The sequence below is a fragment of the Streptomyces sp. NBC_00354 genome (assembly GCF_036106915.1).
Taxonomy (GTDB): Bacteria; Actinomycetota; Actinomycetes; order Streptomycetales; family Streptomycetaceae; genus Streptomyces.
The window spans coordinates 4,305,372-4,330,630 of record NZ_CP107983.1 but is presented as its reverse complement, the minus strand read 5'-3'; the positions used below and the strand labels follow the sequence as shown (position 1 = coordinate 4,330,630).

Annotated in this window: 24 protein-coding genes and 1 tRNA gene; 15 read left to right on the top strand and 10 right to left on the bottom strand. The window is 72.4% G+C overall.

The window, feature by feature from the left end; all coding sequences use genetic code 11:
- Positions 1 to 55: 55 nt before the first annotated feature.
- Positions 56 to 562: an FHA domain-containing protein FhaB/FipA gene (locus OHT74_RS19630; protein ID WP_266627537.1), complete on the bottom strand. Its 507-nt coding sequence runs from the start codon at positions 560 to 562 to the stop codon at positions 56 to 58.
- Positions 563 to 572: 10 nt separating this feature from the next.
- Positions 573 to 1,388, bottom strand: coding sequence for an FhaA domain-containing protein (locus tag OHT74_RS19625; RefSeq protein ID WP_266665714.1), 816 nt, complete (start codon positions 1,386 to 1,388; stop codon positions 573 to 575).
- Between the two features lie 293 nt (positions 1,389 to 1,681).
- On the opposite strand from OHT74_RS19625, the gene OHT74_RS19620 reads away from it, so the two are divergent.
- The 6 genes from OHT74_RS19620 to OHT74_RS19595 all read left to right on the top strand — a co-directional run bounded on the left by OHT74_RS19620 (position 1,682) and on the right by OHT74_RS19595 (position 7,178).
- A tRNA-Leu gene (locus OHT74_RS19620) sits at positions 1,682 to 1,764 on the top strand.
- Positions 1,765 to 2,026: 262 nt separating this feature from the next.
- Entirely contained in the window at positions 2,027 to 3,694 is a 1,668-nt protein-coding gene (locus OHT74_RS19615) for a sensor histidine kinase (RefSeq protein ID WP_443047711.1), read from the top strand.
- Between the two features lie 8 nt (positions 3,695 to 3,702).
- A complete protein-coding gene (locus tag OHT74_RS19610; protein WP_323139570.1) occupies positions 3,703 to 4,362 on the top strand; it encodes a response regulator transcription factor in 660 nt (219 codons plus the stop codon).
- A 73-nt stretch (positions 4,363 to 4,435) separates the two neighbouring features.
- Positions 4,436 to 5,905: a DUF2252 domain-containing protein gene (locus tag OHT74_RS19605; RefSeq protein ID WP_328620931.1), complete on the top strand. Its 1,470-nt coding sequence runs from the start codon at positions 4,436 to 4,438 to the stop codon at positions 5,903 to 5,905.
- Positions 5,906 to 5,990: 85 nt separating this feature from the next.
- On the top strand, positions 5,991 to 6,797 hold the full coding sequence (locus OHT74_RS19600; RefSeq protein ID WP_266665712.1) for a hypothetical protein: 807 nt from the start codon (positions 5,991 to 5,993) through the stop codon (positions 6,795 to 6,797).
- 36 nt (positions 6,798 to 6,833) lie between these two features.
- A complete protein-coding gene (locus OHT74_RS19595) occupies positions 6,834 to 7,178 on the top strand; it encodes a rhodanese-like domain-containing protein (RefSeq protein WP_266665711.1) in 345 nt (114 codons plus the stop codon).
- A gap of 18 nt (positions 7,179 to 7,196) precedes the next feature.
- Here OHT74_RS19595 and OHT74_RS19590 read toward each other — a convergent pair whose 3' ends face one another.
- From OHT74_RS19590 to paaA, 6 genes are all read right to left on the bottom strand, one after another.
- Positions 7,197 to 8,339, bottom strand: coding sequence for an acyl-CoA dehydrogenase family protein (locus OHT74_RS19590; protein ID WP_328620930.1), 1,143 nt, complete (start codon positions 8,337 to 8,339; stop codon positions 7,197 to 7,199).
- 111 nt (positions 8,340 to 8,450) lie between these two features.
- Entirely contained in the window at positions 8,451 to 9,578 is a 1,128-nt protein-coding gene (locus OHT74_RS19585; RefSeq protein WP_266665709.1) for a 2Fe-2S iron-sulfur cluster-binding protein, read from the bottom strand.
- On the bottom strand, positions 9,579 to 10,124 hold the full coding sequence (gene paaD, locus OHT74_RS19580) for a 1,2-phenylacetyl-CoA epoxidase subunit PaaD (protein WP_399250720.1): 546 nt from the start codon (positions 10,122 to 10,124) through the stop codon (positions 9,579 to 9,581).
- Positions 10,118 to 10,858: a 1,2-phenylacetyl-CoA epoxidase subunit PaaC gene (gene paaC / locus OHT74_RS19575; protein ID WP_328620929.1), complete on the bottom strand. Its 741-nt coding sequence runs from the start codon at positions 10,856 to 10,858 to the stop codon at positions 10,118 to 10,120. Before paaC ends, paaD begins: the two co-directional genes overlap by 7 nt.
- On the bottom strand, positions 10,855 to 11,139 hold the full coding sequence (gene paaB / locus OHT74_RS19570; protein WP_030292728.1) for a 1,2-phenylacetyl-CoA epoxidase subunit PaaB: 285 nt from the start codon (positions 11,137 to 11,139) through the stop codon (positions 10,855 to 10,857). Before paaB ends, paaC begins: the two co-directional genes overlap by 4 nt.
- Positions 11,136 to 12,164, bottom strand: a complete 1,029-nt coding sequence (paaA, locus tag OHT74_RS19565) for a 1,2-phenylacetyl-CoA epoxidase subunit PaaA (RefSeq protein WP_328620928.1) — start codon at positions 12,162 to 12,164, stop codon at positions 11,136 to 11,138. Before paaA ends, paaB begins: the two co-directional genes overlap by 4 nt.
- 249 nt (positions 12,165 to 12,413) lie before the next feature.
- Here paaA and OHT74_RS19560 point away from each other — a divergent pair, with 249 nt between their 5' ends.
- From OHT74_RS19560 to OHT74_RS19550, 3 genes are all read left to right on the top strand, one after another.
- On the top strand, positions 12,414 to 13,088 hold the full coding sequence (locus tag OHT74_RS19560) for a DUF5819 family protein (protein WP_443047440.1): 675 nt from the start codon (positions 12,414 to 12,416) through the stop codon (positions 13,086 to 13,088).
- Positions 13,085 to 14,260: an HTTM domain-containing protein gene (locus OHT74_RS19555; protein ID WP_328623348.1), complete on the top strand. Its 1,176-nt coding sequence runs from the start codon at positions 13,085 to 13,087 to the stop codon at positions 14,258 to 14,260. Before OHT74_RS19560 ends, OHT74_RS19555 begins: the two co-directional genes overlap by 4 nt.
- A 124-nt stretch (positions 14,261 to 14,384) precedes the next feature.
- Entirely contained in the window at positions 14,385 to 15,146 is a 762-nt protein-coding gene (locus OHT74_RS19550) for a TrmH family RNA methyltransferase (RefSeq protein ID WP_266665705.1), read from the top strand.
- On the opposite strand, the gene paaN is transcribed toward OHT74_RS19550, so the two are convergent.
- Entirely contained in the window at positions 15,143 to 16,825 is a 1,683-nt protein-coding gene (gene paaN / locus OHT74_RS19545; RefSeq protein WP_328620926.1) for a phenylacetic acid degradation protein PaaN, read from the bottom strand. The genes OHT74_RS19550 and paaN overlap by 4 nt on opposite strands.
- Before the next feature lie 167 nt (positions 16,826 to 16,992).
- Here paaN and OHT74_RS19540 point away from each other — a divergent pair, with 167 nt between their 5' ends.
- From OHT74_RS19540 to OHT74_RS19530, 3 genes are all read left to right on the top strand, one after another.
- Positions 16,993 to 18,492, top strand: coding sequence for a 3-hydroxyacyl-CoA dehydrogenase (locus tag OHT74_RS19540; protein ID WP_266665703.1), 1,500 nt, complete (start codon positions 16,993 to 16,995; stop codon positions 18,490 to 18,492).
- Positions 18,489 to 19,082, top strand: a complete 594-nt coding sequence (locus tag OHT74_RS19535; RefSeq protein ID WP_266665702.1) for a TetR/AcrR family transcriptional regulator — start codon at positions 18,489 to 18,491, stop codon at positions 19,080 to 19,082. The genes OHT74_RS19540 and OHT74_RS19535 overlap by 4 nt, the downstream gene beginning before the upstream one ends.
- Before the next feature lie 114 nt (positions 19,083 to 19,196).
- Complete coding sequence (locus OHT74_RS19530; RefSeq protein ID WP_328620925.1) at positions 19,197 to 20,882, top strand: PKD domain-containing protein; 1,686 nt, start codon at positions 19,197 to 19,199, stop codon at positions 20,880 to 20,882.
- Positions 20,883 to 20,962: 80 nt separating this feature from the next.
- On the opposite strand, the gene OHT74_RS19525 is transcribed toward OHT74_RS19530, so the two are convergent.
- Positions 20,963 to 21,517, bottom strand: coding sequence for an Lrp/AsnC family transcriptional regulator (locus tag OHT74_RS19525; RefSeq protein WP_266995814.1), 555 nt, complete (start codon positions 21,515 to 21,517; stop codon positions 20,963 to 20,965).
- A gap of 202 nt (positions 21,518 to 21,719) precedes the next feature.
- On the opposite strand from OHT74_RS19525, the gene pdhA reads away from it, so the two are divergent.
- The 3 genes from pdhA to OHT74_RS19510 are packed head-to-tail and all read left to right on the top strand — an operon-like array spanning position 21,720 to position 25,131.
- Positions 21,720 to 22,856, top strand: a complete 1,137-nt coding sequence (pdhA, locus tag OHT74_RS19520; protein ID WP_266665699.1) for a pyruvate dehydrogenase (acetyl-transferring) E1 component subunit alpha — start codon at positions 21,720 to 21,722, stop codon at positions 22,854 to 22,856.
- Positions 22,853 to 23,851, top strand: a complete 999-nt coding sequence (locus OHT74_RS19515; protein ID WP_030292747.1) for an alpha-ketoacid dehydrogenase subunit beta — start codon at positions 22,853 to 22,855, stop codon at positions 23,849 to 23,851. The genes pdhA and OHT74_RS19515 overlap by 4 nt, the downstream gene beginning before the upstream one ends.
- Positions 23,851 to 25,131 carry a dihydrolipoamide acetyltransferase family protein gene (locus tag OHT74_RS19510; protein ID WP_328620924.1) on the top strand — a complete coding sequence of 427 codons (1,281 nt, stop codon included), beginning with the start codon at positions 23,851 to 23,853 and terminating at the stop codon, positions 25,129 to 25,131. Before OHT74_RS19515 ends, OHT74_RS19510 begins: the two co-directional genes overlap by 1 nt.
- Positions 25,132 to 25,259 lie beyond the last annotated feature (128 nt).

Sequence of the window (25,259 nt, the reverse complement as noted above, 5' to 3'; positions counted from 1 at the left end):
GTCCTGGGTGGGCCGGACTGCCGCGGCTCGCTCGCTCCGCTCGCTCATTCTCGTACTACTTCCGCAGCTCGATGACGGTCTTGCCGATGCGGATCGGGGCGCCCGGCGGAATGGGCGTCGGGGTGGTCAGCCGGGTCCGGTCGAGATACGTGCCGTTGGTGGACCCGAGATCCTCGACGATCCACTGGCCGTCACGGTCGGGGTAGATCCTGGCATGGCGGCTGGAGGCGTAGTCGTCGTCCAGCACGATCGTGGAGTCATGTGCCCGGCCGAGCGTGATCGTCTGGCCCGCCAGGGCAACGGTGGTGCCCGTGAGGGTGCCCTCCGAGACGACGAGCTTGGTAGGCGCTCCGCGGCGCTGGCGCTGCTGCGGCGGCGCGGCGGTCTGCCGGCCTCCGGCCTGCGCCGGCGCTCCGGACGCGGCGCTGCCGCGGCGCGAGCCGCGCTGCGTGACGCGCGTACCGAAGAGGTCGCTGCGGATGACCTGGACGGCCACGATGACGAACAGCCACAGAACGGCCAGGAAACCCAACCGCATGACCGTCAGGGTCAGCTCTGACATTGCCCCCGCTTCACCCTTCGGCTTGCCGGTAAATGATGGTGGTACTGCCCACGACGATCCGCGAGCCGTCGCGGAGCGTAGCGCGGGTGGTGTGCTGCCCGTCCACCACGATGCCGTTGGTGGACCCGAGATCCTGGATCGTCGAGGGCGTTCCGGTCCGGATCTCACAGTGCCGGCGCGAGACGCCGGGGTCGTCGATCCGCACGTCGGCTTCGGTGCTTCGGCCGAGTACGAGCGTGGGGCGCGAGATCTGGTGGCGGGTGCCGTTGATCTCGATCCAGTGGCGCCTGGTGCCGCCCGCGGTCGGTACGGGGGCCGGCCCGCCGGCGCCCGGCCGGCGCGCGCCAGGACCGCCCGGGGGCGGTCCTGCCGGCATCGGCGGTGCGGCGACCGGAGGGTAGCCGTAGCCGCCCTGCTGGTTCGGGGGGGCCGACGGCTGCGCCTGGGAGGTGCTGGAGGCGAGCGTACGGCTGCGGACCCGGTAGAGCCCGGTGTCGAGGTCGTCGGCCTTCTCCAGCTGGACCTTGATCGGGCCCATGAAGCTGTAGCGCTGCTGCTTGGCGTAGTCGCGGACGAGGCCCGCGAGCTCGTCGCCGAGCTGCCCGGAGTAGGGGCTCAGGCGTTCGTAGTCGCCGACGCTGAGCTCGACGATGAAGTCGTTGGGGACAACGGTCCGCTCGCGGTTCCAGATCGTCGCGTTGTTGTCGCACTCGCGCTGGAGCGCGCCGGCGATCTCGACGGGCTGGACCTCGGACTTGAACACCTTGGCGAAGGTGCCGTTCACCAGACCTTCGAGTCGCTGCTCGAACCGCTTCAGGACTCCCATGGGGCACCTCCTCCGTCGTTGTCGCCCTGTACTGCTTACTGATCGTATCCACGCGTGGCGGATTCGGCTGGTTCCCCCTGGGTCCCATGCGCAGGAGTGTTGGTCCTCACAAGCGATCGTAGGGGTGCTCGGGGAACAGTGTCCCGCACCGGACGTGCGGTGCGGGAGGGGCATTCGGAGCCGGGTCGACGGGGGCGGGGAAAGCGATGTGAATCCACCCCGTCCGACGTGCTAATGTTTCGACGTCGCCAGGGGAACGGACCGAAAAGGGAAGATCCACTGGGGAGCTGCTCGGGCGAGTGGCGGAACGGCAGACGCGCTGGCTTCAGGTGCCAGTGTCCTTCGGGACGTGGGGGTTCAAATCCCCCCTCGCCCACATCGACGAAACGGTCGTCATCGCGAAAGCGATGGCGGCCGTTTCGCTTTTCCCGGGCCCTGGTGGGGTGTTGATGTCGAGCGGGTCGTCCTTGCGGACCGCCGGCGGGCCGATTCCGGGCCGTGTGCCGGGAGTTGGGGGTCGTGACCGCAGCGGCCGCGGTGTCGGCCTTACGACTTTCGTCACGCAGGGCGCGACGAAAGAGGGCGGCCGGGCGGGAGTGCGGGTGTCTAGGGTCGGTCGCGTGGATGCGACGGCGAGGATGCGGGCGGGCTGGGACTGGCTGACGGGCCCCGAGCCGTGGACCCGGCGGATGCTGGCGGGCGACCTGGTGATCGCCGGGCTGATCGCGCTGCTCGGCCTGGGGGTCGAGGAACTCGACAACGGCAGCGTGCAGCGGATGATCGGCAGCGCCGCGGCTGTGGTGCTGCTCACGCTGCTGCGGCGCCGCCTGCCGGCGGCGACCCTGGTCGTGGCGGCGGCGGTGTCCCCGTTCCTGCCCGGCTCGTTCCTGGTCATGATCCTGCTGGGCTGGTCGGCGGGGCGCAGGATCGTCGGGGTGGGGCGGGCGCTGATCGCGTTCACCCTGGCTTTCCTCGCCTCGGTCGGCTTCGGAGTGTTTCAGGCGTGGTCCGACAAGCGGCCCCTCCTGGTGATGGTCTTCTCCACGCTGATGTTCCTCGCGATGACGGTGATGCCGGGTCTGGCCAGCCGCTACTGGTCGCAGCGCCGGACCCTGCTGCAGGCGCTCCAGGAGCGCAACGGGCAGCTGATGCGGGAGCGCGCGATGGTCGCCGGGCAGGCCCGGCTGCGCGAGCGCCAGCGGATCGCCCAGGACATGCACGACAGCCTGGGCCATCAGCTGGCGCTGATCTCCGTGCACACCGGCGCCCTGGAGGTGGATCCGCAGCTCACCGACCGCCAGCGCGAGACCGTGGGGGTGCTGCGGCAGGCCTCGGTCGCGGCGATGCACGAGCTGCGCGAGGTGGTCGGGATCATGCGGGACGGCGTCGAGGCGCCGGTGCCCGTCGAGGAGGCCCAGCGCGCGGCGCGCGGGGTGGCCGGGATCGCCGGGATCGTGGAGGCGGCGCGGAGCGCGGGGACCGACGTACGGATGACCTCGGCGGGGCGGCCGAGGCCGCTGGTCGCGGCGTGCGACCACGCGGCGTACCGGATCGTGCAGGAGGCGCTGACCAACGCGTACAAGCACGCTCCGGGGGCGCCGATCTCGGTGGAACTGCGGTACGAGGACGACTCGCTGGTGGTGGAGATCGCCAACGGGCCCGCGGCAGGGCCGGGCACGGGCGAGGTGGTGTCGGGCGGGCAGGGGCTGACGGGGCTGCGCGAAAGGGCCCGGCTGGTCGGCGGGATGGTGCACGCGGGCACGACCGACGGCGGCGGGTTCCGGGTGGCCGGGGTGCTGCCGTACGGGACGGAGCCGGCGGGCGTGGAGGACATCGCCGACGACTTCGGGCAGCAGGCACAGGCGCAGGCTCTGGGGCTCGCGGGTGCGCCGCCGATGGACTGGGCGGCGGTGGACCGGGAGCTGGCCGTACGGAGCCGCAGCCGGTCCGGGGGCATCGCGATGGGCTGCGGGATCGCCTTCGCGGCGGTGGTGCTGCTGGTGATCGTGCTCGGGGCCGGGGTGGTGCTGCTGCTGGGCACGGCGGGCAGCGCGATGATCAGCCGGGACGACTACGACAGGGTGCAGGTGGGTGAGCCAGAGGAGGCGGTCCGCAGCCGGCTCCCCGACGGCGAGAGCTTCCTCACCGACGGCCTGGACCGGAAGGGACCGGAGCGGCCGGAGGGCGCTCAGTGTCTGGCACTGCTGTCGTCGGACGGCTCGGGGCTGTCCACCGATACCGTTTTCCGGTTCTGCTTCAAGGACGGCAAGCTCGTCGACAAGCAGGCGTACGAGGTCGAGCAGTAGGAGCGCGGGTGACAGCCAAGGTGATCAGAGTGGTGATCGCTGACGACGAGCCGCTGATCCGGGCCGGGATCAGGATGATCCTGACCTCGGCTGCGGACATCGAGGTCGTCGCGGAGGCGGCGAACGGCCGTGAGGCCGTGGACCTGGCCCGTGCGCACACGCCGGACGTGATGCTGCTGGACATCCAGATGCCGGTGATGGACGGCCTGACCGCGCTCGGCGAGCTCGGGCGGGCGGCACCGGAGGTCCGGGCGCTGATCCTGACCACCTTCGGGGAGAAGGAGAACGTGCTGCGGGCCCTCGGCTCGGGCGGCGCGGGGTTCCTGCTGAAGGATTCGGCGCCGGGCGAGCTGATCGGCGCGGTGCGGGCGGCCGCGGCCGGGGACGCGTACCTCTCGCCGGGGGCGACCCGGCACGTGGTCGACCAGCTGGCCTCGGGGCGGGCCGCGGGGCGCGGCGAGGAGGCCCGGCGGCGGGTGGCGGAGCTGAGCGAGCGCGAGCGCGGGGTGCTGGCGCTGCTGGGCGAGGGGCTGTCCAACGCGGACGCGGGCCGGCGGCTGCACATGAGCGAGGCGACGGTGAAGACGTACGTGAGCCGCATCCTGGCGAAGCTGGGCTGCGAGAACCGGGTTCAGGCCGCCCTGCTGGCCAGGGACGCCGGGCTCTAGATACGGTCGGGCCGAATTGATGATGTCGGACGGGACGGTCCGACGAGTACGGGTACGGGCGGGGGCGGCGCGGATGGTGGCGGTACCGGAGCAGCGGGTTGCGGAGCCGGACGGGACGACGGGCGGTGCGCCCGGCGGGCGGATACCCGTGGTCGGGGGGTTCGCCCCGCGGGCCGTGGTGGGCTCGCCCAAGGAGGCCGGCAGGGCGCTGCGCACGCGGGTGCCGCGCTCGGCGCACGCGCACTTCGAGGCGCCGGCCGGGCGGCCGGACGCGGTGCAGGCGGTCGAGCAGTCCAACGTCGGGCGGGTTCCCGACCTGGCGCCGATCCGGGTGGGCCGGATGGCCGCGAACCCCTTCGCGTTCCTGCGCGGATCGGCCGGGCTGATGGCGCACGACCTGTCCGGCGGCCCGGTGACCGGGGTCGGTGCGCAGATCTGCGGCGATGCCCATGCGGCGAATTTCGGCCTGTACGGGGATGCGCGCGGCCGGCTCGTCATCGACCTGAACGACTTCGACGAGACCGTGTTCGGCCCGTGGGAGTGGGACCTGAAGAGGCTGGCGACCTCGCTGGTCCTGGCCGGGCGGGTGGCCGGCGCGGACGAGGACACCTGCCGGGCCGCGGCGCACGACACCGTGGGCGCGTACCGCCGCACCATGCGGCTGCTGGCCAAGCTGCCGGCGCTGGACGCCTGGAACGCCATCGCCGACGAGGAGCTCGTCTCCCACACCGACGCCCGCGACCTGCTGGGCACACTGGAGCGGGTCTCGGAGAAGGCCCGCAACAACACCTCGGCGCGGTTCGCCGCCAAGTCCACCGAGGCCTGCCCCGACGGCGGGCGGCCCCGCGGCGGAGCCGCTGACCGACGCTTCGTTGACGCCCTGCCGGTGCTGCGCCGGGTCGGCGACGCCGAGGCGGCGGCCGTGGCGGCCTCGCTGGGTCCGTACCTGAAGACCCTCCAGGGGGACCGGCTGCCGCTGCTGGCCCGCTACGCCATCCACGACGTGGCCTTCCGGGTGGTCGGCACCGGGAGCGTCGGCACCCGCTCGTACGTGGTGCTGCTGCTGGACCACCGGGGTGAGCCGCTGGTGCTCCAGGTCAAGGAGGCGCGGCCGTCCGTGCTGCTGCCGTACCTGCCCGCGCTGGGCTTCGAGTCCGCGGTCGAGGAGCACGAGGGCCGCCGGGTGGTGGCCGGGCAGAAGCGGATGCAGGTGGTCTCCGACATCCTGCTGGGCTGGACCACGGTGGAGGGGCGGCCGTACCAGGTGCGGCAGTTCCGCAACCGCAAGGGCAGCGTGGACCCGGCGGCGCTGGCGGCCGACCTGATCGACGACTACGGCCGCATGACCGGCGCCCTGCTGGCCCGCGCGCACGCGCACAGCGCCGATCCGCGGCTGCTGGCCGGGTACTGCGGCAAGAACGACGAGCTGGACGAGGCGATGGCCACCTTCGCGGTGGCGTACGCCGACCGGAGCGAGGCCGACCACGCGCACCTGCTGGCGGCGGTGCGGTCCGGGCGGATCGCGGCGGAGGCCGGGGTCTGAGCGGGTCACGGGCACGGGGTCACGGTCCCGGGTCGATGTTCCACGTGAAACATCGACCCGGCCCGACCGGCCTTAGGGTGGCCGGGTGAGCGAGCAGCAGACTGAAGAGACCGGCGACGAGCGTCCCGAGGCGCGCCTTGAACGGGCCGTGCGGGCCGCCGAGCAGGCGCTGATCGAGTTCGAGATCGCCGTGGAGACCTTCCGGGTGGAGGTGGAGAACTTCTCCCGCCTGCACCACCAGAAGCTCGGCCCGATGTACTCGAGGCTCGACGAGCTGGATGCGCTGATCGCCGAGGCGAAGGCGGCGCGCAGCGGCGATGCCGAGGATCTGCGACGGGCCCGGGAGGCCCGCGCGCTGGTGATGCCGATGCCGGGCGTGGACGAGCTGTTCCACGACTGGATGGGCTCGGAGGGCATCTCCGACGACGCGTCCGCGATGCTCACCGACCGCCCGGTGCGGCCCCCGGAGCGGGTGCGGCCGACGGAGGAGGTACGCCGGCTCTTCCGCGAGCTCGTCCGCCAGGCGCACCCGGATCTCGCCCGGGACGAGGCCGAGCGGGAGCGGCGCGATGCGTTCATCGTGCGGGTCAACGCGGCGTACGCGCGGGGCGAGGAGCAGGTGCTGCGCGAGCTGGCCGAGGAGTGGGCGGCGGGTCCCGTGCCGGAGGCCGTGCGGCAGCTGAACGAGAGCGAAGAGCTGTACGCCCGGCTGGAGTGGCTGGCGCGGCGCAAGGAGCTGCTGTCGGTGCTGGCGCGGGAGCTGGAGGACAGCGCGATCGGGTCGATGCTGCGGATGGCGCCGGAGGATCCGGACCGGCTGCTGGAGGAGATCGCGGAGCAGTTGCTGGCCCAGGTCTCCGAGCGGGAGTCGGAGCTGGCGGAGTTTGGATAGGTTGGGAGTCAGATCTGCGATGAGAGAAGGCGACGTATGAACTTCGGACCGCTTCCCTCGGTGGACGCCGCCGCGGTGCCCTCCGAAGGCTTTGTCCTCGACGTCCGTGAGGACGACGAATGGGCTGCCGGACACGTGGAAGGCGCCCTGCACATCCCGATGAGCGACTTCGTGGCCCGCTTCGGTGAGCTGACGGAGGCCGTCGACGACGGCCGCCGCGTGCACGTGATGTGCCGGGTCGGCGGGCGCTCCGCGCAGGTCACCCAGTACCTGGTGCGCCAGGGCCTGGACGCCGTGAACATCGACGGCGGCATGCAGGCCTGGGACGGCGCCGGGCGCCCGATGGTGACCGACAGCGGGAACCCGGCCTTCGTGCTCTAGCGCGCCGGGCGTCGGCCGTCAGGCGAGGGCGTGGGCGGCCAGCAGGTCGCCCAGCGCCTCCTCGTGCGCGGCGGCCGGGCCCAGCTGTAGCTCCAGCTGCTTGGCCCACGCGTGGTAGCGGTGCAGCGGGTAGTCGGTGTCGGCGCCGAAGCCGCCGTGCAGGTGCTGCGCCGTCTGCACGACCCGGCGTACACCCTCCGAGGCCCAGATCTTGGCGACGGCGACGTCCCCGGCGCTCGGCAGCGGGCCGCCGGCTCCGCCGGTCGCCGCGTCGAGCCGCCAGGCGGCCTGCCAGAGGGTGACCTCCATGGCGCGCAGGTCGATGTAGCGGTCGGCGGCCTGGACGGCGACGGCCTGGAAGGTGGCCACCGGGAAACCGAACTGCTCGCGCTTGCTGGTGTATTGGCTGGTCATCGAGAGGACGCCCTCGCCGAGTCCGAGCGCCAGGGCGCAGGTTCCGGTGGCGAGGAGCTGGCGGAGCCGCTCCCAGGCCCCCGGGTTGTCGATCAGGTGCGTCGCGGGCACCCGTACGCCGTCCAGGGCGAGTTCGGCGAGCCGTTCCCCGCTGGTGGAGACCTGCTCGGCCAAGGTGAGGCCCTCGGCGGCGCGCGGGACGAGCGCGAGCACGGCCTCGCCCTCGCCGGTGTGGGCCGGTACGGCGATCCAGTCGGCGCCGTGCGCCCACGGGACGGCCGTCTGGACCCCGTCGAGGGTCCACTGCGTGCCCTCGCGGCGGGCGGTGACGGCGAGTTCCGCGGGATCGTGGCCGCTGCGCCCGTGGGCGGCGGAGGTGAGGACGAGCGTGCCCCGCCCGGCGTCGGGCAGCAGGGCGGCGGCCAGTCCGGGGCTGCCGTGGGCCTGGACGGCCATGGCGGTGGCGCAGTGCTCCAGCAGCGGAACCCGGGCCAGCACCTTCGCCGCCTCGCGCAGCACGAGGCACAGGGCGATCGCGTCGAGGCCTGCCCCGCCGTGCTCCTCGGCGAGGACCAGGCTCAGCAGGTCCGACGCGGCGAGCTTGGCCCACAGCGGCCGGTCGAAGTCCTCGGCGACGGCCCCCGGGGTCAGCGCGGGGCTGGGCACGCCGTCCGGGGCGACGTCCGCGAAGACGGCCTTCGCCGCCTCGACGGCGGCCTGCTGCTCCTCGGTGAAGGTGAAGTCCACTGCCTGTCCTCCCGCGCGCACCGGATCCCGGTCAGGCCCGGTCCGGACCTGACGGTGCGTCAAGATAGAGCACGCGGTGGAAAATGCACAGGGAAGGAAATGGACGGCGCCTCAGCGGTCGAAGTCGATCTCCACTTCCTCGGTCACCGCGTGCGACTGGCAGGCCAGCACGAAACCGGCCTCCGTCTCCTCCGCCTCCAGCGCGAAGTTCCGGTCCATCCGGACCTCGCCCGTGACCAGGAACGCCCGGCAGGTGCCGCAGACCCCGCCCTTGCAGGCGTACGGGGCGTCCGCGCGGTTGCGCAGCACGGCGTCCAGCAGGGACTCGCCGTCCTGCACCGGCCAGGTCCCGGAGCGGCCGTCGAGCCGGGCCGTGACCCGTACGTGGGAAGGAGCCGCGGCCGGAGCCGGCGGTGCCGTGTCCTCGACGTGGAAGATCTCCTCGTGGATCCGGGTCCGGACGACGCCGAGCGTGCCCAGCGCCCGCTCCGCGCCCACGACCAGGCCGTACGGGCCGCACAGGAACCAGCCCGTGACGTCCGCGACCGGCAGCAGCGCGGGCAGCAGGGCCTTCAGCCGCTCCTCGTCGAGGCGGCCGGACGGCAGCCCGGCCTCCTGCTCCTCCCGGGACAGGACCGTCACCAGCTGGAAGCGGTCCGGGAAACGGTCCTTGAGGTCGGCGACCTCGTCCAGGAACATCGTCGACGCCGCCGTACGGTCGCTGCGGACCAGGCAGAACCGGGCGTCGGGCCGCGCCGCCAGCAGCGAGGCGGCGATCGACAGCACCGGGGTGATCCCGCTGCCGCCGACGATCGCCGCGTAGTGCCCGGCGGCCGGCGCGGCGGCCGGCGCCAGGACGAACCGCCCGGCCGGGACCATCACGTCCAGCACGTCCCCGGCGGCGATCTCCTTGTGCGCGAACGTGGAGAACTCGCCGCCCTCCACCAGCCGCACGCCCACCCGCAGCGCCGCCGGGCCGGGGCCCGCGGGGTCCGGGGCGGGGGAGCAGATCGAGTACGTACGGCGGATCTCTTCGCCCTCGGGGGTGCTGCGGCGCAGCGTGAGGTGCTGGCCGGGGGCGTGCAGGTACTCGCCGCGCAGCTCCTCGGGGACGCGCAGGGTCAGCGCCACGGAGTCGTCGGTGAGCCGGTCGACCGCCGCCACCGTCAGCGGGTGGAAGGCGCCGTGGCGCGCGGGGCGCCCGGAGCCCGACGTGGGCGACGGCGTGGACGCGGCCATCTACAGCTCCTTGAAGTGGTCGAACGGTTCACGGCAGGCGGTGCAGCGGCGCAGCGCCTTGCATGCGGTGGAGGAGAACCGGCTGAGCAGCTCGGTGTCGGTCGATCCGCAGTTCGGGCAGCGGACCGAGAGGGTGACCGGGACCGGCCCGCCGGCCGCGTGCGGCCTCGGCGGGGCGATGCCGAACTCGGCGAGCTTGCGCCGGCCCTCGGCGCTGATGTCGTCGGTCGACCAGGCCGGGGCCAGGACGGTGCGCACCTGCACGTCCGGGATGCCGTGGCCGGTCAGGACCCGCTCGATGTCGGCGGACATGGCCTCGATGGCGGGGCAGCCGGTGTAGGTCGGGGTGAGGGTGACCTCGACGTGCCCGTCCTCGTGCATCCGCACGCCGCGCATGACGCCGAGCTCGGCGAGGGTGAGTACGGGCAGCTCGGGGTCGGGCACGGAGCCGGCGAGCTCGGCCAGCTCCGCCTCCAGGCGGGTCATGGCCTCGGGGGCCTCGGGCCCGCCCGTCGGGGCCGGGGCGCGGGGCGTGTCCGTCACCATGACGCCCCCGGATGGCTGCGGTGCAGGTGCTGCATCTCGGCGAGCAGCCTGCCGAACGACTCGGTGTGCAGGCCCTGCCGGCCGGCGCCGGCCACCCAGGCGCCGGTGCGCGGGCCTTCGGGGAGCGCGAGCCCGGCCCGCTCCAGTACGCCGCCCACGGCGGCCAGCCAGCGGCCTTCCAGGGCGGCCCAGTCGACGCCGTCGATGCCGTCCACCGGCTGGAACATCTCGCCGGTGAACTTCCACAGCGCGTCCAGGGCGGCCTGCATGCGGGCCTTGCTCTCCTGCGTGCCGTCGCCGAGCCGCAGGGTCCACTGCTCGGCGTGGTCGCGGTGGTAGGCGGTCTCCTTGACGGCCTTGGCCGCGAGCGGGGCGAACGGGCCGTCGCCGACGGCCAGTTCCGCGTACAGCTCGTGCTGGTGGAAGGAGAAGAAGAGCTGGCGCGCGATGGTGTGGGCGAAGTCCCCGTTGGGCTGCTCGACCAGCTGGAGGTTGCGGAAGGACCGCTCCTCGCGCAGGAAGGCGAGCTCGTCCTCGTCCCCGGCCAGGGACAGCAGGATGCGCGCCTGGCCGAGCAGGTCGAGCGCGATGTTCGCGAGGGCGACCTCCTCCTCCAGGACGGGGGCGTGCCCCGCCCACTCGCCGAGGCGGTGGGAGAGGATCAGGGCGTCGTCCCCCAGCGCGAGGGCTGCCGACCGGACGATATCGGGCTGAACGGCATCGGTGCTGGTCACAGGTGGTGCACCCCCTCGGGGATCTCGTAGAAGGTCGGGTGCCGGTACGGCTTGTCGGCCGACGGGGCGAAGAACGGGTCCCGCTCGTCCGGCGAGGACGCGGTGATCTCGGTGGAGGGCACCACCCAGATCGAGATGCCCTCGCCGCGCCGCGTGTAGAGGTCGCGGGCATTGCGCAGGGCCATCTCCGCGTCGGGCGCGTGCAGGCTGCCCGCGTGCGTGTGCGAGAGGCCGCGGCGCGAGCGCACGAACACCTCCCACAGTGGCCAGTTCTGCGTCATACCCCTGCCTCCTCGTTCGTTGCCGTGCTCTGTACAGCGGTGTGTGGGGTCCGGGCGGTGTGCTTCTCCGCGTACGCCGCGGCCGCCTCGCGGACCCAGGCGCCTTCCTCGTGCGCCCGGCGCCGCTGGCCGATCCGCTCTTCGTTGCACGGGCCGTTGCCCTTGAGCACGTCCCAGAACTCGGCCCAGTCGATCGCACCGAAGTCGTGGTGCCCGCGCTCCTCGTTCCACTTCAGGTCCGGGTCGGGCAGGGTCAGGCCCAGCGCCTCGGCCTGCGGAACGGCGATGTCCACGAAGCGCTGGCGCAGCTCGTCGTTGGAGTGCCGCTTGATCCGCCATGCCATGGACTGCGCGGAGTGTGCCGACTCGTCGTCCGGCGGGCCGAACATCATCAGCGAGGGCCACCACCAGCGGTTCACGGCGTCCTGCGCCATCGCGTGCTGCGCCTCCGTGCCCTTGGAGAGGGCCATGAGGAGCTCGAAGCCCTGGCGCTGGTGGAAGGACTCCTCCTTGCAGATCCGGACCATCGCGCGGGCGTACGGTCCGTACGAGCAGCGGCAGATCGGCACCTGGTTGGTGATCGCCGCGCCGTCCACGAGCCAGCCGATCGCGCCGACATCGGCCCAGGTCAGCGTGGGGTAGTTGAAGATCGATGAGTACTTCTGCTTGCCGGAGTGCAGCTTGTCGAGCAGCTCGTCGCGGCTGGTGCCGAGGGTTTCGGCGGCGCTGTACAGGTAGAGGCCGTGGCCGGCCTCGTCCTGGACCTTGGCCATCAGGATCGCCTTGCGGCGCAGCGAGGGCGCACGGGTGATCCAGTTGGCCTCGGGCTGCATGCCGATGATCTCGGAGTGGGCGTGCTGGGCCATCTGGCGGACGAGCGAGGCGCGGTACGCCTCGGGCATCCAGTCGCGCGGCTCGACGCGCTCGTCGGCCGCCACGGCGGCATCGAAGGCCGCCGCGAGCTGTGCCCCGAGGTCAGCCCCGAGGCCTGAGTCCTGCCCCGTTTCCGGGGTCACTGCCACCATCCCGGCTCCCTGCCAGAGATTGTTGACCGCCCGACCGACCGATCGTTCGGTTCGTACTCTTCAATGGTGGGTCGGCGGCCCGTAGGGTGTCAACCTCTGAGGTCAACCCTGTGGACGCCGGACGATCGGGGCGGGATGGATTCGAACGCGCGCGAGCCCGCGGAAGATGCTGTTCCGCCGGTCGTTCCGCCGGTCGATCGCCTGGCTGTTCCGTCGGCGCGCCCGCCGGTCGATACGGAGGCCGAAACGGTGGCCGATACGGCGGCCGAGGCTCCGGGCGAGGTGCCGGCCGGTCCGGTGGCGCCCCGGGCGCCCGGGATCGCCGGCCTGTCCGCCCCGTACCGGGTCGTCACGGCCCTCGCCCTGGCGGCCGTGGGCCTCACCGCCTGCGGGCACTTGGCGCTGGTCTTCCTGCACGTCGCCCCGTCCAACACGGTGAGCAAGCAGCACGCGCAGACGGTCGACGACTGGATCTACCCCGAGTTCGAGCAGAACTGGAAGCTCTTCGCCCCCAACCCGCTCCAGCAGAACATCGCGGTGGAGGTACGGGCGGAGGTGCGCACGGCAGCCGGCGGCGAGCCGGTCGCGAGCGGCTGGCGCGACCTGTCGGCGGAGGACGGCGCGGCCATCCGGCACAGCCTGCTGCCGAGCCACGTGCGGCAGAACGAGCTGCGCCGGGCCTGGGACTTCTTCACCGGCTCCCACGACGAGGACGACAAACCGATCGGCGAGCGCGGGGAGCTGTCGGAGCAGTACCTGAGGCGGATCGCGCTGGACCGGCTCGCGGACGACGGGGTCGTCGCGGGCGAGATCGTACGGATCCAGCTGCGCTCGGCGACGCGGGCGGTGGCGGCGCCGCCGTGGAGCGACGAGAAGACCGACACCCAGACCTACTACCGGGAGCTGCCGTGGTGGACGGTGTGAGGCGGGCGCGCGCCGCCGCCGGCCGGGCGGTCGCACAGGTCACCGGGCGGTCGCTGGGCCCGTACCAGAGCGCCGTCGTCCGCATCGGCTTCTCCGCGACCTGGCTGTTCTTCCTGCTGAGGGAGTTCCCGAACCGGCACGAGCTGTACGGGCCGGACGGGCCCTGGAGCTTCGGGCTGGCGGAGCGGCTGATCGACTCGAACCACGCCTTCACGGTGCTGATGTGGTCGGACTCGACGCTGTGGTTCGAGATCGTCTACGCGGTGTCGGTGCTGTCGAGCGTGCTGCTGATGCTGGGCTGGCGGACGCGCGCGATGTCCGTGGTGTTCATGGCCGGGGTGCTGTCGCTGCAGAACCGCAGCGTGTTCATGGGCGACGGCGGGGACAACGTCATCCACCTGATGGCGATGTACCTGGTGCTGACGCGGTGCGCACAGGTGTGGTCGCTGGACGCGCGGCGCGCGCGGCTGCGGGGGTCGGCCTCGGCGGGGGCGGCCGGGCCGGTGCTGTGGGGTGTGCTGGGCGCGGTGTTCGCGTACGGGGCGGTGGCGGCGCGGTTCAGCTACGGCTGGCTGGCGGCCTTCGCGGCGCTGTGGGTGGTCTGCGCGGTGTGGTGGATGGTGGACCGGTACGAGCCGGAGGGCGAGGGGCGGGCGGTCCTCGACGTCCTGGCGAACCTGGTGCACAACGCGGGGCTGCTGGTGATCATGGCGGAGGTCTGCCTGATCTACGCGACGGCCGGCTGGTACAAGATCCAGGGGTCGCGGTGGCAGGACGGGACCGCGCTGTACTACCCGCTCGGGCTGGACTACTTCGCGCCGTGGCCGGGGCTGTCGTCGGTGGTGGCGGGGAGCGGGACGCTCGTGATGCTGCTGTCGTACGGGACGGTGGCGGTGCAGGTGGCGTTCCCGTTCACGGTGTTCAACCGGCGGATCAAGAACGTGCTGCTGGGGGTGATGATGCTGGAGCATGCCGGGATTGCGGTGCTGCTGGGGTTGCCGTTCTTCTCGCTGGCGATGATCGCCGCCGATGCGGTGTTCCTGCCGACGGGCTTTTTGGTGTGGCTCGGGGCCAGGACCTCCGGGCTGGTGGGGGCGGCGGGGTCTGCGCCGGTTCCGGCGCAGGCCGGGCGGGCCCTTGCACCGGCGGAGCCGAGCGCCGGCGTGCAATGACCGGACGGGCTGAACGTTTCAGCCCGTCCGGCGTTCGAGGACGGGGTCCGGGCAGCGCCCGGGGAACGGGCGAAGGGCGGGCAGGGGACAGAACCCCCAGGCCACGGCCCGTACGCTCGTCGGTATGACTGAGCAGCACGGGCGCCCCGACGAGACCGCACGGCAGTGGCGGGAGGCCGCCGAGCGGGGGGACCTCGTACTCCTCGACGGGTTCCACGCGCTGAAGCACGCCCTGCGGTTCGGGGCCGATGTGCGGGTCGTTGTCGCCGACGATCCGGATGCCGTGCGGGTGCTCGCCGGCGAGCTGGCTCCGGATGTGGCGGGCGAGGTCGGGCGGCTGGTGCGGAAGGCGGAGCTGCGGACGCTGCTGCCCCGGGTCCACCCCACCGGGGTCGCGGCGCTGGCGGTACGGCCCGACCGGGCCGAAGGGCGGGCCCGGCTCGAGCGGCAGCCCCGGACCGCGCCCGTCGTCGTGCTCGACAACCCGCGCAACCTCGGCAACGTCGGCGCCGTGGTCCGGCTCGCCGCGGGCTTCGGCGCCACCGGCGTGGTGACCCGCGGCGACCTCGACCCCTGGCACCCGAACGTGGTCCGGGCCGGGGCCGGGCTGCACTACGCCACCACCGTGGACCGGGTGGAGATCGACACCCTGCCCGCCGGGCCGCTGTACGCGCTCGACCCGGAGGGCGAGGACATCCGTGCCCTCACCCTCCCGGACGACGCCCTGCTCGCCTTCGGCTCGGAACGCCACGGAATCTCGCCCGAGCTGCGTGACCGGGCCGATCATCTGGTGTCCCTGCCGATGCGGCCGCAGGTCTCCAGCTACAACCTGGCCACCAGCGTGGCCATGACCCTCTTCCACTGGGGCGGACCCCGCGAGGACTAGGCCTGGCGGCGGATCTCCACCATGCGGAAGCGGTTCGAGACGAAGGCTCCGTCGCACAGGGCCGCGTTCGCCGCCGGGTTGCCGCCCGAGCCGTGGAAGTCCGAGAAGGCCGCGGTCTGGTTGACGTAGACCCCGCCCGTCAGGTTCAGCGACAGCTGCGCCGACTCCTCGAGGCAGACCTCCTCGATGGCCCGCTCGGTGTCCGCGGACGTCGTGTACGCGCCGACCGTCATCGCGCCCTTGTCCCGCACCGTGCGGCGCAGGAGGTCCAGGGCGTCCGCCGTGGAGTCCACGGCGACCGCGAACGACACCGGACCGAAGCACTCCGAGAGGTACGGGGCCTCCGGGTCGGGCTTGGACGCGTCCAGCTTCACCATCACCGGGGTACGGACCACCGCGTCCGGGAACTCCGGGTTCACCACCTCGCGGGAGGCCAGCGCCACCTCGCCGAGGCCGGCCGCCGCCTCCAGGCGGGTCTTGACGTCCGGGTTGACCAGGGCGCCGAGCAGCGCGTTGGCCCGGGCGTCGTCGCCCAGCAGGCCGCCGACCGAGGCCGCGAGGTCGGCGACGAGCTCGTCGTACGACTTGTGGCCGGCGTCCGTCTCGATGCCGTCCCGCGGGATCAGCAGGTTCTGCGGGGTGGTGCACATCTGGCCGCTGTACAGGGAGAGGGAGAACGCCAGGTTGGACAGCATTCCCTTGTAGTCGGAGGTCGAGTCGACGACGACCGTGTTGACGCCGGCCTTCTCCGTGTAGACCTGCGCCTGGCGGGCGTTGGTCTCCAGCCAGTCGCCGAACTCGGTCGAGCCGGTGTAGTCGATCAGCCTGATCTCGGGGCGGACGGCCAGGGTCTTGGCGATGCCTTCGCCCGGGCGCTCCACGGCCAGCGCCACCAGGTTCGGGTCGAAGCCCGCCTCGGCGAGGACCTCGCGGGCCACCTTCACCGTCAGCGCCAGCGGGAGCACGGCGCGCGGGTGCGGCTTGACCAGCACCGCGTTGCCCGTGGCCAGGGAGGCGAACAGGCCCGGGTAGCCGTTCCACGTCGGGAACGTGTTGCAGCCGATCATCAGGGAGATGCCGCGCGGGACGGCCGTGAAGGTCTTGCCGAGCTCCAGCGGGTCCTTCTTGCCCTGCGGCTTCGACCAGTCGGCCTGGCTGGGGACGCGGGTCTGCTCCTCGTACGCGTAGGCCACCGCCTCCAGGCCGCGGTCCTGTGCGTGCGGGCCGCCCGCCTGGAACGCCATCATGAAGGCCTGGCCGCTGGTGTGCATGACCGCGTGCGCGAACTCGTGCGTCCGCGCGCCGATCCGGGCCAGGATCTCGATGCAGACCAGGGCGCGCACCTCGGGACCGGCGTCCCGCCAGGCGCCCATGCCGGCCTTCATCGCGGGCAGCAGTACGTCGGGGTCGACGTGCGGGTACTCGACGCCCAGCTCGGGGCCGAAGGGGGACACCTCGGCGCCCGTCCAGCCGTCCGTGCCGGGCTGGCCCAGGTCGAGCCGGGTGCCGCGGACGGCCTCGAAGGCGGCCAGCCCGTCGGCCGGCGCGGTCTCCCCGTAGGCCTTGGGGTGCTCCGGATGCGGGGACCAGTAGGCGCGGCTGCGGATGGCCGCCAGGGCCTGGTCCAGGGTGGACCGGTGTTTGTCGGACAGCTGGGGGACGGTGAGCTCGGCGGCCATCAGGGACCAACTCCTCGTTGAGCCGGGCAAGATCAGGCTGGGTCGCAGACTGAGATCAGGCAGGGGCGGGTGAAGAAGAGCAGACTGGAGTTAGAGTAACCGAACGATCGGTCGGGACAAGAGGGCCCGGCAGGCCTGTGGATAACCCGGTGCGGGAGGATCAGGACATGACAGCAATCGAGCGGTCCCGCACTGTGGCGGTCGTCGGCGCCGGCACCATGGGGCAGGGCATCGCCCAGGTCGCCCTTCTCGCAGGTCACCGGGTGCTGATCTACGACATCAATGCCGAGCTCGCCGCCGGCGGCGTGGGCATCGTCCAGGACCGCGTCGACCGCATGGCCGCGAAGGGCCGTCTCGACCCCGCCGAGGCCGAGGACGCGATCGGCCGGATCGATGCGGCCTCCGCCCTCGCCGACCTCGCCGGCGCCGCACTCGTGATCGAGGCCGTCGTCGAGGACGCCGCCGTCAAGCGCGCGCTCTTCGAAGCACTCGAAGAGGTGGTCGCCCCGGACGCCCTGCTGGCCACGAACACCTCCTCCCTCTCCGTGACCGAGCTCGCCGCCGGCCTCGCGCACCCCGGCCGCTTCCTCGGCCTGCACTTCTTCAACCCGGCCCCGCTGCTCCCGCTCGTCGAGGTGGTCAGCGGTTTCGCGACCGACCCGGCCGCCGCCGAGCGCGCGTACCGCACCGTGCTGGGCTGGGGGAAGACGCCGGTCCGCTGCGCCGACACCCCCGGCTTCATCGTCAACCGGATCGCCCGCCCCTTCTACGCCGAGGCCTTCGCGGTGTACGAGGAGCAGGGCGCCGACCCCGCCACCATCGACGCCGTGCTCCGCGAGTGCGGCGGCTTCAAGATGGGCCCGTTCCAGCTGACCGACCTGATCGGGCAGGACGTCAACGAGGCCGTCACCCGCTCCGTGTGGGAGTCCTTCTTCCGGAGCCCCAAGTTCACCCCGTCCCTCGCGCAGCGCCGGCTGGTCCAGTCGGGCCGCCTGGGCCGCAAGTCGGGGCACGGCTGGTTCCCGTACGGCCCGGACGCCCAGCCCCAGGCCCCGCACACCGCCGGTCCCGAGGACGCCCCGGAGAAGGTCACCGTGGTCGGCGACCTCGGTCCCGCCGCCGGGCTCCTCGAGCTGCTGGAGGAGGCCGGGATCGCGGTCACGTCCACCGAGCACGGGGGCCCGTACATCCAGCTGCCCGGCGAGGGCCAGCTGGTGCTCGCGGACGGCAAGACCGCGATCGAGTTCGCCGACGTCGTCTACTTCGACCTCGCACTCGACTACCGCGGCGCCACCCGGATCGCGCTGTCCGCCGGCGAGGACACCAGCGAGCGGACCCTCGCCGAGGCGGTCGGCCTGTTCCAGAAGCTCGGCAAGCAGGTCTCCGTCATCGGCGACGTGCCCGGCATGATCGTGGCGCGCACGGTCGCGATGCTGATCGACCTGACCGCCGACGCCGTCGCGCGCGGCGCGGCCACCGCCGAGGACATCGACACGGCGATGCGGCTCGGCGTCAACTACCCGCTGGGCCCGTCCGAATGGCACGACCGGCTCGGCCGCGACTGGGCGTACGACCTGCTGCACCACCTCGACGAGCGCTGTCCCGGCGGCCGCTACGCGCCCTCGCTGGCGCTGTTCAAGCTCGGCTACGCGGAGGATGCCGAATGACCACCGTCAGGCGGGACACGTACACCCCCGAGACGCTCCTGTCGGTCGCCGTCCAGGTCTTCAACGAGCGGGGCTACGACGGCACCTCCATGGAGCACCTCTCCAAGGCGGCGGGCATCTCGAAGTCCTCGATCTACCACCACGTGGCGGGCAAGGAGGAGCTCCTGCGCCGGGCCGTCAGCCGCGCGCTCGACGGGCTCTTCGCCGTCCTGGAGGAGCCGGGCGCGGTACGCGGCCGGGCGGTCGAGCGGGTCGAGTACGTCACGCGGCGCACGGTCGAGGTGCTGGTCGCCGAGCTCCCGTACGTGACGCTGCTGCTGCGGGTCCGGGGCAACACCAGGACCGAGCGCTGGGCCCTGGAGCGCCGCCGCGAGTTCGACCACCAGGTCGCGGAGCTCCTCAGTGCCGCCGCGGCCGACGGGGACCTGCGCGCGGACGTGGACATCCGGCTGGCCACCCGCCTGCTGTTCGGCATGGTGAACTCCCTGGTGGAGTGGTACCGCCCGCACCCCGGCACCACCGCGGACCAACTGGCCGACGCGGTCGTCCACATGGCGCTGGACGGCCTGCGGACCATACGCGGTCGGTGACCGGCCATGATCCGTTCGATCTGGCCGCATATTTTCTGATCGATCGCCGTGCGGGTCTGTACGATGAGCACGCTTTCGAACATGTTCAAGCAGTAATAGAAAATGGGGGGGCCGGTGCGCAGTCGCCGTCTCGTAGTTTCCGCTGCCGTCGTCGTCGCGGCCAGCGTTGGTTTCATCCCGGGCATGGCCCAGGCGGCCGGTCCGGCCGCGGGTCCGTCCGCACCGGTGGCCAAGGGGGTGCCCGCTCCCGGAGCGGACCTGGTCAAGCTCGGTGCATCCGAAGTCAAGAAGTTCCACAGCCCCGCGGAGCACTCGGTCCGCAAGGCCCTGCCGGCGGCCAAGGGCAAGACGGCCGCAACCGCCCAGAGCGCCGAGGCCGCCGCCGGCAACCCGGACCTGGGCCTCGTCCTCGACGCGCAGAGCACGTCCGCGCACGGCATCGAACTGCGGGCCCAGGTCCTCAGCTCTCCGGGCGCCACGCTCCGCGTCACCTACAACTGGGGCGACGGCACGACCGACGGCGTCGACGCCTTCCCCGGCCAGGAAGTGTCGCTCAAGCACAGCTACGCCGAGCTCGGCGAGTACAACGTCAAGGTCACCGTCACGGACGCCGTGAACCAGGCCGAGGTCGTCAACGAGCTCCCGCTGTCGACGGTCGGCTCGGACTTCACCCCGTACGCCCCGACCCGTCTCCTGGACACCCGGACCGGCACCGGCGCCCCGATGGGCATGGTCCAGGCGTACTCCTCGGCCAAGGTGAAGATCGCCGGCAACGGCAAGATCCCGGCGGGCGTCACGGCCGTGGCCCTGAACGTCACCGTCACCAACGCCGCCAACCCCGGGCACGTCACGGCCTTCCCCGGCGGCACCACGCGTCCGACCACCTCGAACCTCAACTTCGAGGCCCGCCAGACCGTCCCGAACATGGTGGTCGTGCCGGTTGGCAAGGACGGCACCGTCGAGCTCTACAACGGCAGCTGGACGCAGGTCGACCTTATCGCCGACATCACGGGCTACTTCACCCGCACCGCGGCCAGCGGCTACACGCCGATGACCCCGGTCCGCGCCGTGGACACCCGCTCCGGCCAGGGCGCGCCCCAGGGCCAGGTCCCGGGCCGCGGCACGATCGGCGTGCAGCTCGGCGGCTGGTACGTGCCCGCCAACGCCACCGCCGTGGCGCTGAACGTGACCGCCACCAACCCGCGCGAGGACGGCCACCTGACGGCGTACCCGAGCGGCCAGCAGGCCCCGAACACCTCGAACGTGAACTTCGCGGCCAAGCAGACCGTCGCCAACTCGGTGATCGTCCCGGTCGGTCCCGACGGCAAGGTCAACGTCTTCAACGGCGCCTGGGCGGGCACCGACGTCATCGTCGACGTCGTCGGCTACTACAGCCCCGACAGCTCGGGCTCTTTCATGGCGATCGCCCCGAACCGGAGGTTCGACACCCGGACCTGGGACGGGCCGATGCACCCCCGCGGCTACATCTGGTCGGCCATCTCCCACGGCGAGCAGGGCATCTCGGGCTACGTCCTGAACGCCACGGTGACCAACACCAAGGACGCCGGCTTCCTCTCGGTCGCCCCGGACACGAACACGCCGGACCAGTACAAGAACCACACCGAGGCGCAGCAGACGCGTCCCACCGCGTCGGCGATGAACTGGACGGCGGGCAAGACCGTCGCGAACCTGGTCCAGGCGAGCTCCGGCGGGGTCAACGGAGTCGTCGACTTCTGGAACCAGAGCTGGGACACCACCGACCTGATCGTCGACATCTTCGGCTACTACGAGACCAAGTGATCTAGCCCCGGCGCTCGTGCACACCGCCCCGGGAACGGCCCTCCAGGCCGTTCCCGGGGCGCTGCCGTTTCTCCCGCCGGCTACTCCTCGGAGATCGCCGGGCCGCCGATCGGGCCGGCGTCGAGCAGGTCGGTCTCCTCGAAGACCAGCAGCGTGCGCGTCGAGAGGACCTCCGGGATGGACTGGAGGCGGGTCAGCACCAGCTCGCGCAGGGTGCGGTTGTCCGGCGTGTGGACCAGGAGCAGGACGTCGAAATCGCCGCTGACCAGGGCGATGTGTGCCGCGCCCGGAAGTTCGCGGAGCTTCTCGCGGACCGTGCGCCAGGAGTTCTGGACGATCTTCAGGGTGATGTACGCGGAGGCGCCCTGGCCCGCTCTTTCGTGGTTGACGCGGGCCGTGAACCCGCGGATCACCCCGTCGTCGATCAGCCGGTTGATCCGGGCGTAGGCGTTCGCCCGTGACACGTGGACCTGCTCGGCCACCGACCGTATGGACGCGCGGCCGTCCGCCTGGAGCAGCCGCATGATCGAACGGTCGATGGGATCCAGGGCGCGGGGCGGGGCCTGTGGGGCGGAAGGTGCACCTCCCGGTGGGACCGGTGCGGAACCCGCTGCGGCCATTTGTTCATCCGGCATTGCCCACTGCCTCCCTCTCCTGGACGTCCTGCACCCATCCCAGGGCCCCGGCGCCACTTTGTCCACAGCCTGGAGCCGCCTGTAGCCAAATTGCGCCATCGACCGAACAATCGGTTGGTGAGGCGCCTCACAATCCCCCGGCTACCGCGGGGGGTACCCCCCGGGCGCCCAGACGACTTCCCACGAGGAGGTGTACGCCGCCATGACGGTCCAAGAGCTGCCCGGTGCCGGTGCGTCCTACCGATCCACCCCGCCGCCCGCCTGGAGGCCCCGTACGGATGCCGCCCCGCTGCTCCCGGACCCCGAGCCGTACCGGGTGCTGGGCACGCCGGCCGCCGAGAAGCTCGATCCCGAGCTGATGCGCCGCTGCTACGCCGAGCTGGTGCGCGGCCGCCGCTACAACGCCCAGGCCACCGCCCTCACCAAGCAGGGCCGGCTCGCCGTCTACCCCTCCACCGTCGGCCAGGAGGCCTGCGAGATCGCGGCCGCGCTGGTCCTGGAGGAGCAGGACTGGCTGTTCCCGAGCTACCGCGACACCCTCGCGGCCGTGGCGCGCGGACTCGACCCCGTCCAGGCGCTGACCCTGCTGCGCGGCGACTGGCACACCGGCTACGACCCGCGCGAGCACCGGATCGCCCCGCTGAGCACCCCGCTCGCCACCCAGCTGCCGCACGCGGTCGGCCTGGCGCACGCGGCCCGGCTGCGCGGCGACGACGTGGTCGCCCTCGCCCTGGTGGGCGACGGCGGCACCAGCGAGGGCGATTTCCACGAAGCCCTGAACTTCGCGGCCGTCTGGCAGGCCCCGGTGGTCTTCCTCGTGCAGAACAACGGCTTCGCCATATCCGTCCCGCTCGCCAAGCAGACCGCCGCCCCCACCCTGGCCCACAAGGCCGTCGGGTACGGGATGCCCGGCCGCCTCGTCGACGGCAACGACATCGCCGCCGTGCACGAGGTGCTGTCCGAGGCGGTCCGGCGGGCCCGGGCCGGCGGCGGACCGACGCTGATCGAGGCGGTCACGTACCGCATCGAGGCCCACACGAACGCCGACGACGCGACCCGCTACCGCGGTGACGCAGAGGTCGAGGCGTGGAAGGCCCACGACCCGGTGCAGCTGCTGGAGCGCGAGCTGACCGCGCGCGGGCTGCTGGACGAGGCGGGCATCCAGGAGGCCAAGGACGCCGCCGAGGCGATGGCCGCGACCCTGCGCGAGCGGATGAACGCCGAGCCCGTGCTCGACCCGATGGACCTGTTCGAAAACGTCTACGCGGAGCAGACCGGCCGGCTCCGCGAGCAGGCGGAGATGCTGCGCGCCGAGCTCGACGCGGAGGAGCAGTCGTGACCACGGTGGCCGTGAAGCCGGCGACGATGGCGCAGGCCCTGGGACGGGCCATGCGCGACGCGATGGCGGAGGACCCGACGGTCCACGTCATGGGCGAGGACGTCGGGACGCTGGGCGGGGTCTTCCGGATCACGGACGGCCTCGCGAAGGAGTTCGGCGAGGACCGCTGCACGGACACCCCCCTCGCGGAGGCCGGGATCCTGGGCGCCGCGGTGGGCATGGCCATGTACGGGCTGCGGCCGGTCGTGGAGATGCAGTTCGACGCGTTCGCGTACCCGGCGTTCGAACAGCTGATCTCGCACGTGGCGAAGATGCGCAACCGCACGCGCGGCGCGATGCCGCTGCCGATCACCATCCGGGTGCCGTACGGCGGCGGGATCGGCGGTGTGGAGCACCACAGCGACTCCTCCGAGGCGTACTACGTGGCCACTCCCGGTCTGCACGTGGTGACCCCGGCGACCGTCGAGGACGCGTACGGGCTGCTGCGCGCGTCGATCGCGAGCGACGACCCGGTGGTCTTCCTGGAGCCGAAGCGGCTGTACTGGTCGAAGGCGCAGTGGAACCCCGAGACGCCGGCGGCCGTGCCGGGGATCGGGAAGGCACTCGTCCGGCGTACCGGCACGAGCGCCACGCTGATCACGTACGGGCCCTCGCTGCCGGTCTGCCTGGAGGCGGCCGAGGCGGCGCGCGAGGAGGGCTGGGACCTGGAGGTCGTGGACCTGCGCTCGCTGGTCCCGTTCGACGAGGACACGGTCGTGGCGTCCGTACGCCGCACCGGGCGCGCGGTGGTGGTCCACGAGGCCAACGGCTTCGGCGGACCGGGCGCGGAGCTCGTCGCCCGTATCCAGGAGAAGTGCTTCCACCACCTGGAGGCGCCCGTGCTGCGGGTGACGGGCTTCGACATCCCGTACCCGCCGCCGATGCTGGAGAAGCACCATCTGCCCGGTGTGGACCGGATCCTGGACACCGTGGCCCGCCTGCAGTGGGAGAACTGATGCCGCAGGTAATGGAGTTCAAGCTCCCCGATCTCGGGGAGGGACTGACCGAGGCCGAGATCGTCCGCTGGCTGGTGGCGGTGGGCGACGTCGTCGCCATCGACCAGCCGGTGGTCGAGGTCGAGACGGCCAAGGCGATGGTGGAGGTGCCGTGCCCGTACGGCGGTGTGGTCACCGCCAGGTTCGGGGAGGAGGGCACGGAACTCCCCGTCGGAGCACCGCTGATCACGGTGGCGGTGGGTGCGGGCGCGGACGAGGTGGTGGAGCCCGAGGACTCCGGCTCGGGCAACGTCCTGGTCGGCTACGGGACGGACCACTCGCGCACGGCGCGTCGGAGGCGGGTGCGACCTGGCTCCGCAGCGCCGGCCGTCGCCGCTGCTCCCGCACCCGCTCCCGCTCCCATTGCGACCGGTCCCGTCGCGGTGATCTCGCCGCTGGTGCGCAAGCTGGCGCGGGACCACGGGATCGACCTGCGCGCGCTGCGCGGGTCCGGGCCCGAGGGCCTGATCCTGCGCGCGGACGTCGAGGCGGCGCTCCGCGCGCCGGAGCCGGCTGCCGTCCCTGCTTCCGCCCCCGTGGCGGCCGCGGTGAGCGGTGAGCGGATTCCGCTGAAGGGCCTGCGGGGCGTGGTGGCCGAGAAGCTGTCGCGCAGCCGCCGGGAGATCCCGGACGCCACGTGCTGGGTCGACGCCGATGCGACCGAGCTGATGGCGGCGCGGGCCGCGATGAACGCCGTGGGCGGGCCGAAGATCTCGGTGCTCGCGCTGCTGGCCCGGATCTGCACGGCCGCGCTGGCGAAGTTCCCGGAGCTCAACTCGACCGTGGATCTGGCGGCGAACGAGATCGTGCGGCTGCCGTCCGTGCACCTGGGCTTCGCGGCGCAGACGGAGCGCGGCCTGGTCGTTCCGGTGGTCCGGGACGCGCAGACGCGCGGCGCCGAGTCCCTGTCGGCGGAGTTCGCCCGCCTCACCGAGGTGGCCCGGGCCGGGAAGCTGGCTCCGGCCGACCTGACGGGTGGGACGTTCACCCTGAACAACTACGGGGTGTTCGGCGTGGACGGCTCCACGCCGATCATCAACCACCCGGAGGCCGCGATGCTCGGCGTCGGCCGGATCGTGGCGAAGCCGTGGGTGCACGAGGGTGAGCTGGCGGTCCGGAAGGTCGTTCAGCTGTCGCTGACCTTCGACCACCGCGTCTGCGACGGCGGCACGGCCGGTGGGTTCCTGCGGTACGTGGCCGACTGCGTGGAGTCCCCGGCGGTGCTTCTGCGTTCGCTGTAACGGGGGCCCCGCGGGGGCTTGTCCCCTACCTGCCCTTCCCCCGTTCCTGGGGCTCCGCCCCGGACCCGGCGTTTGAGGACCGGGTCCGGACTGAGCCCGGTGAACGGGAGAAGGGCGGGGCGGGGAGA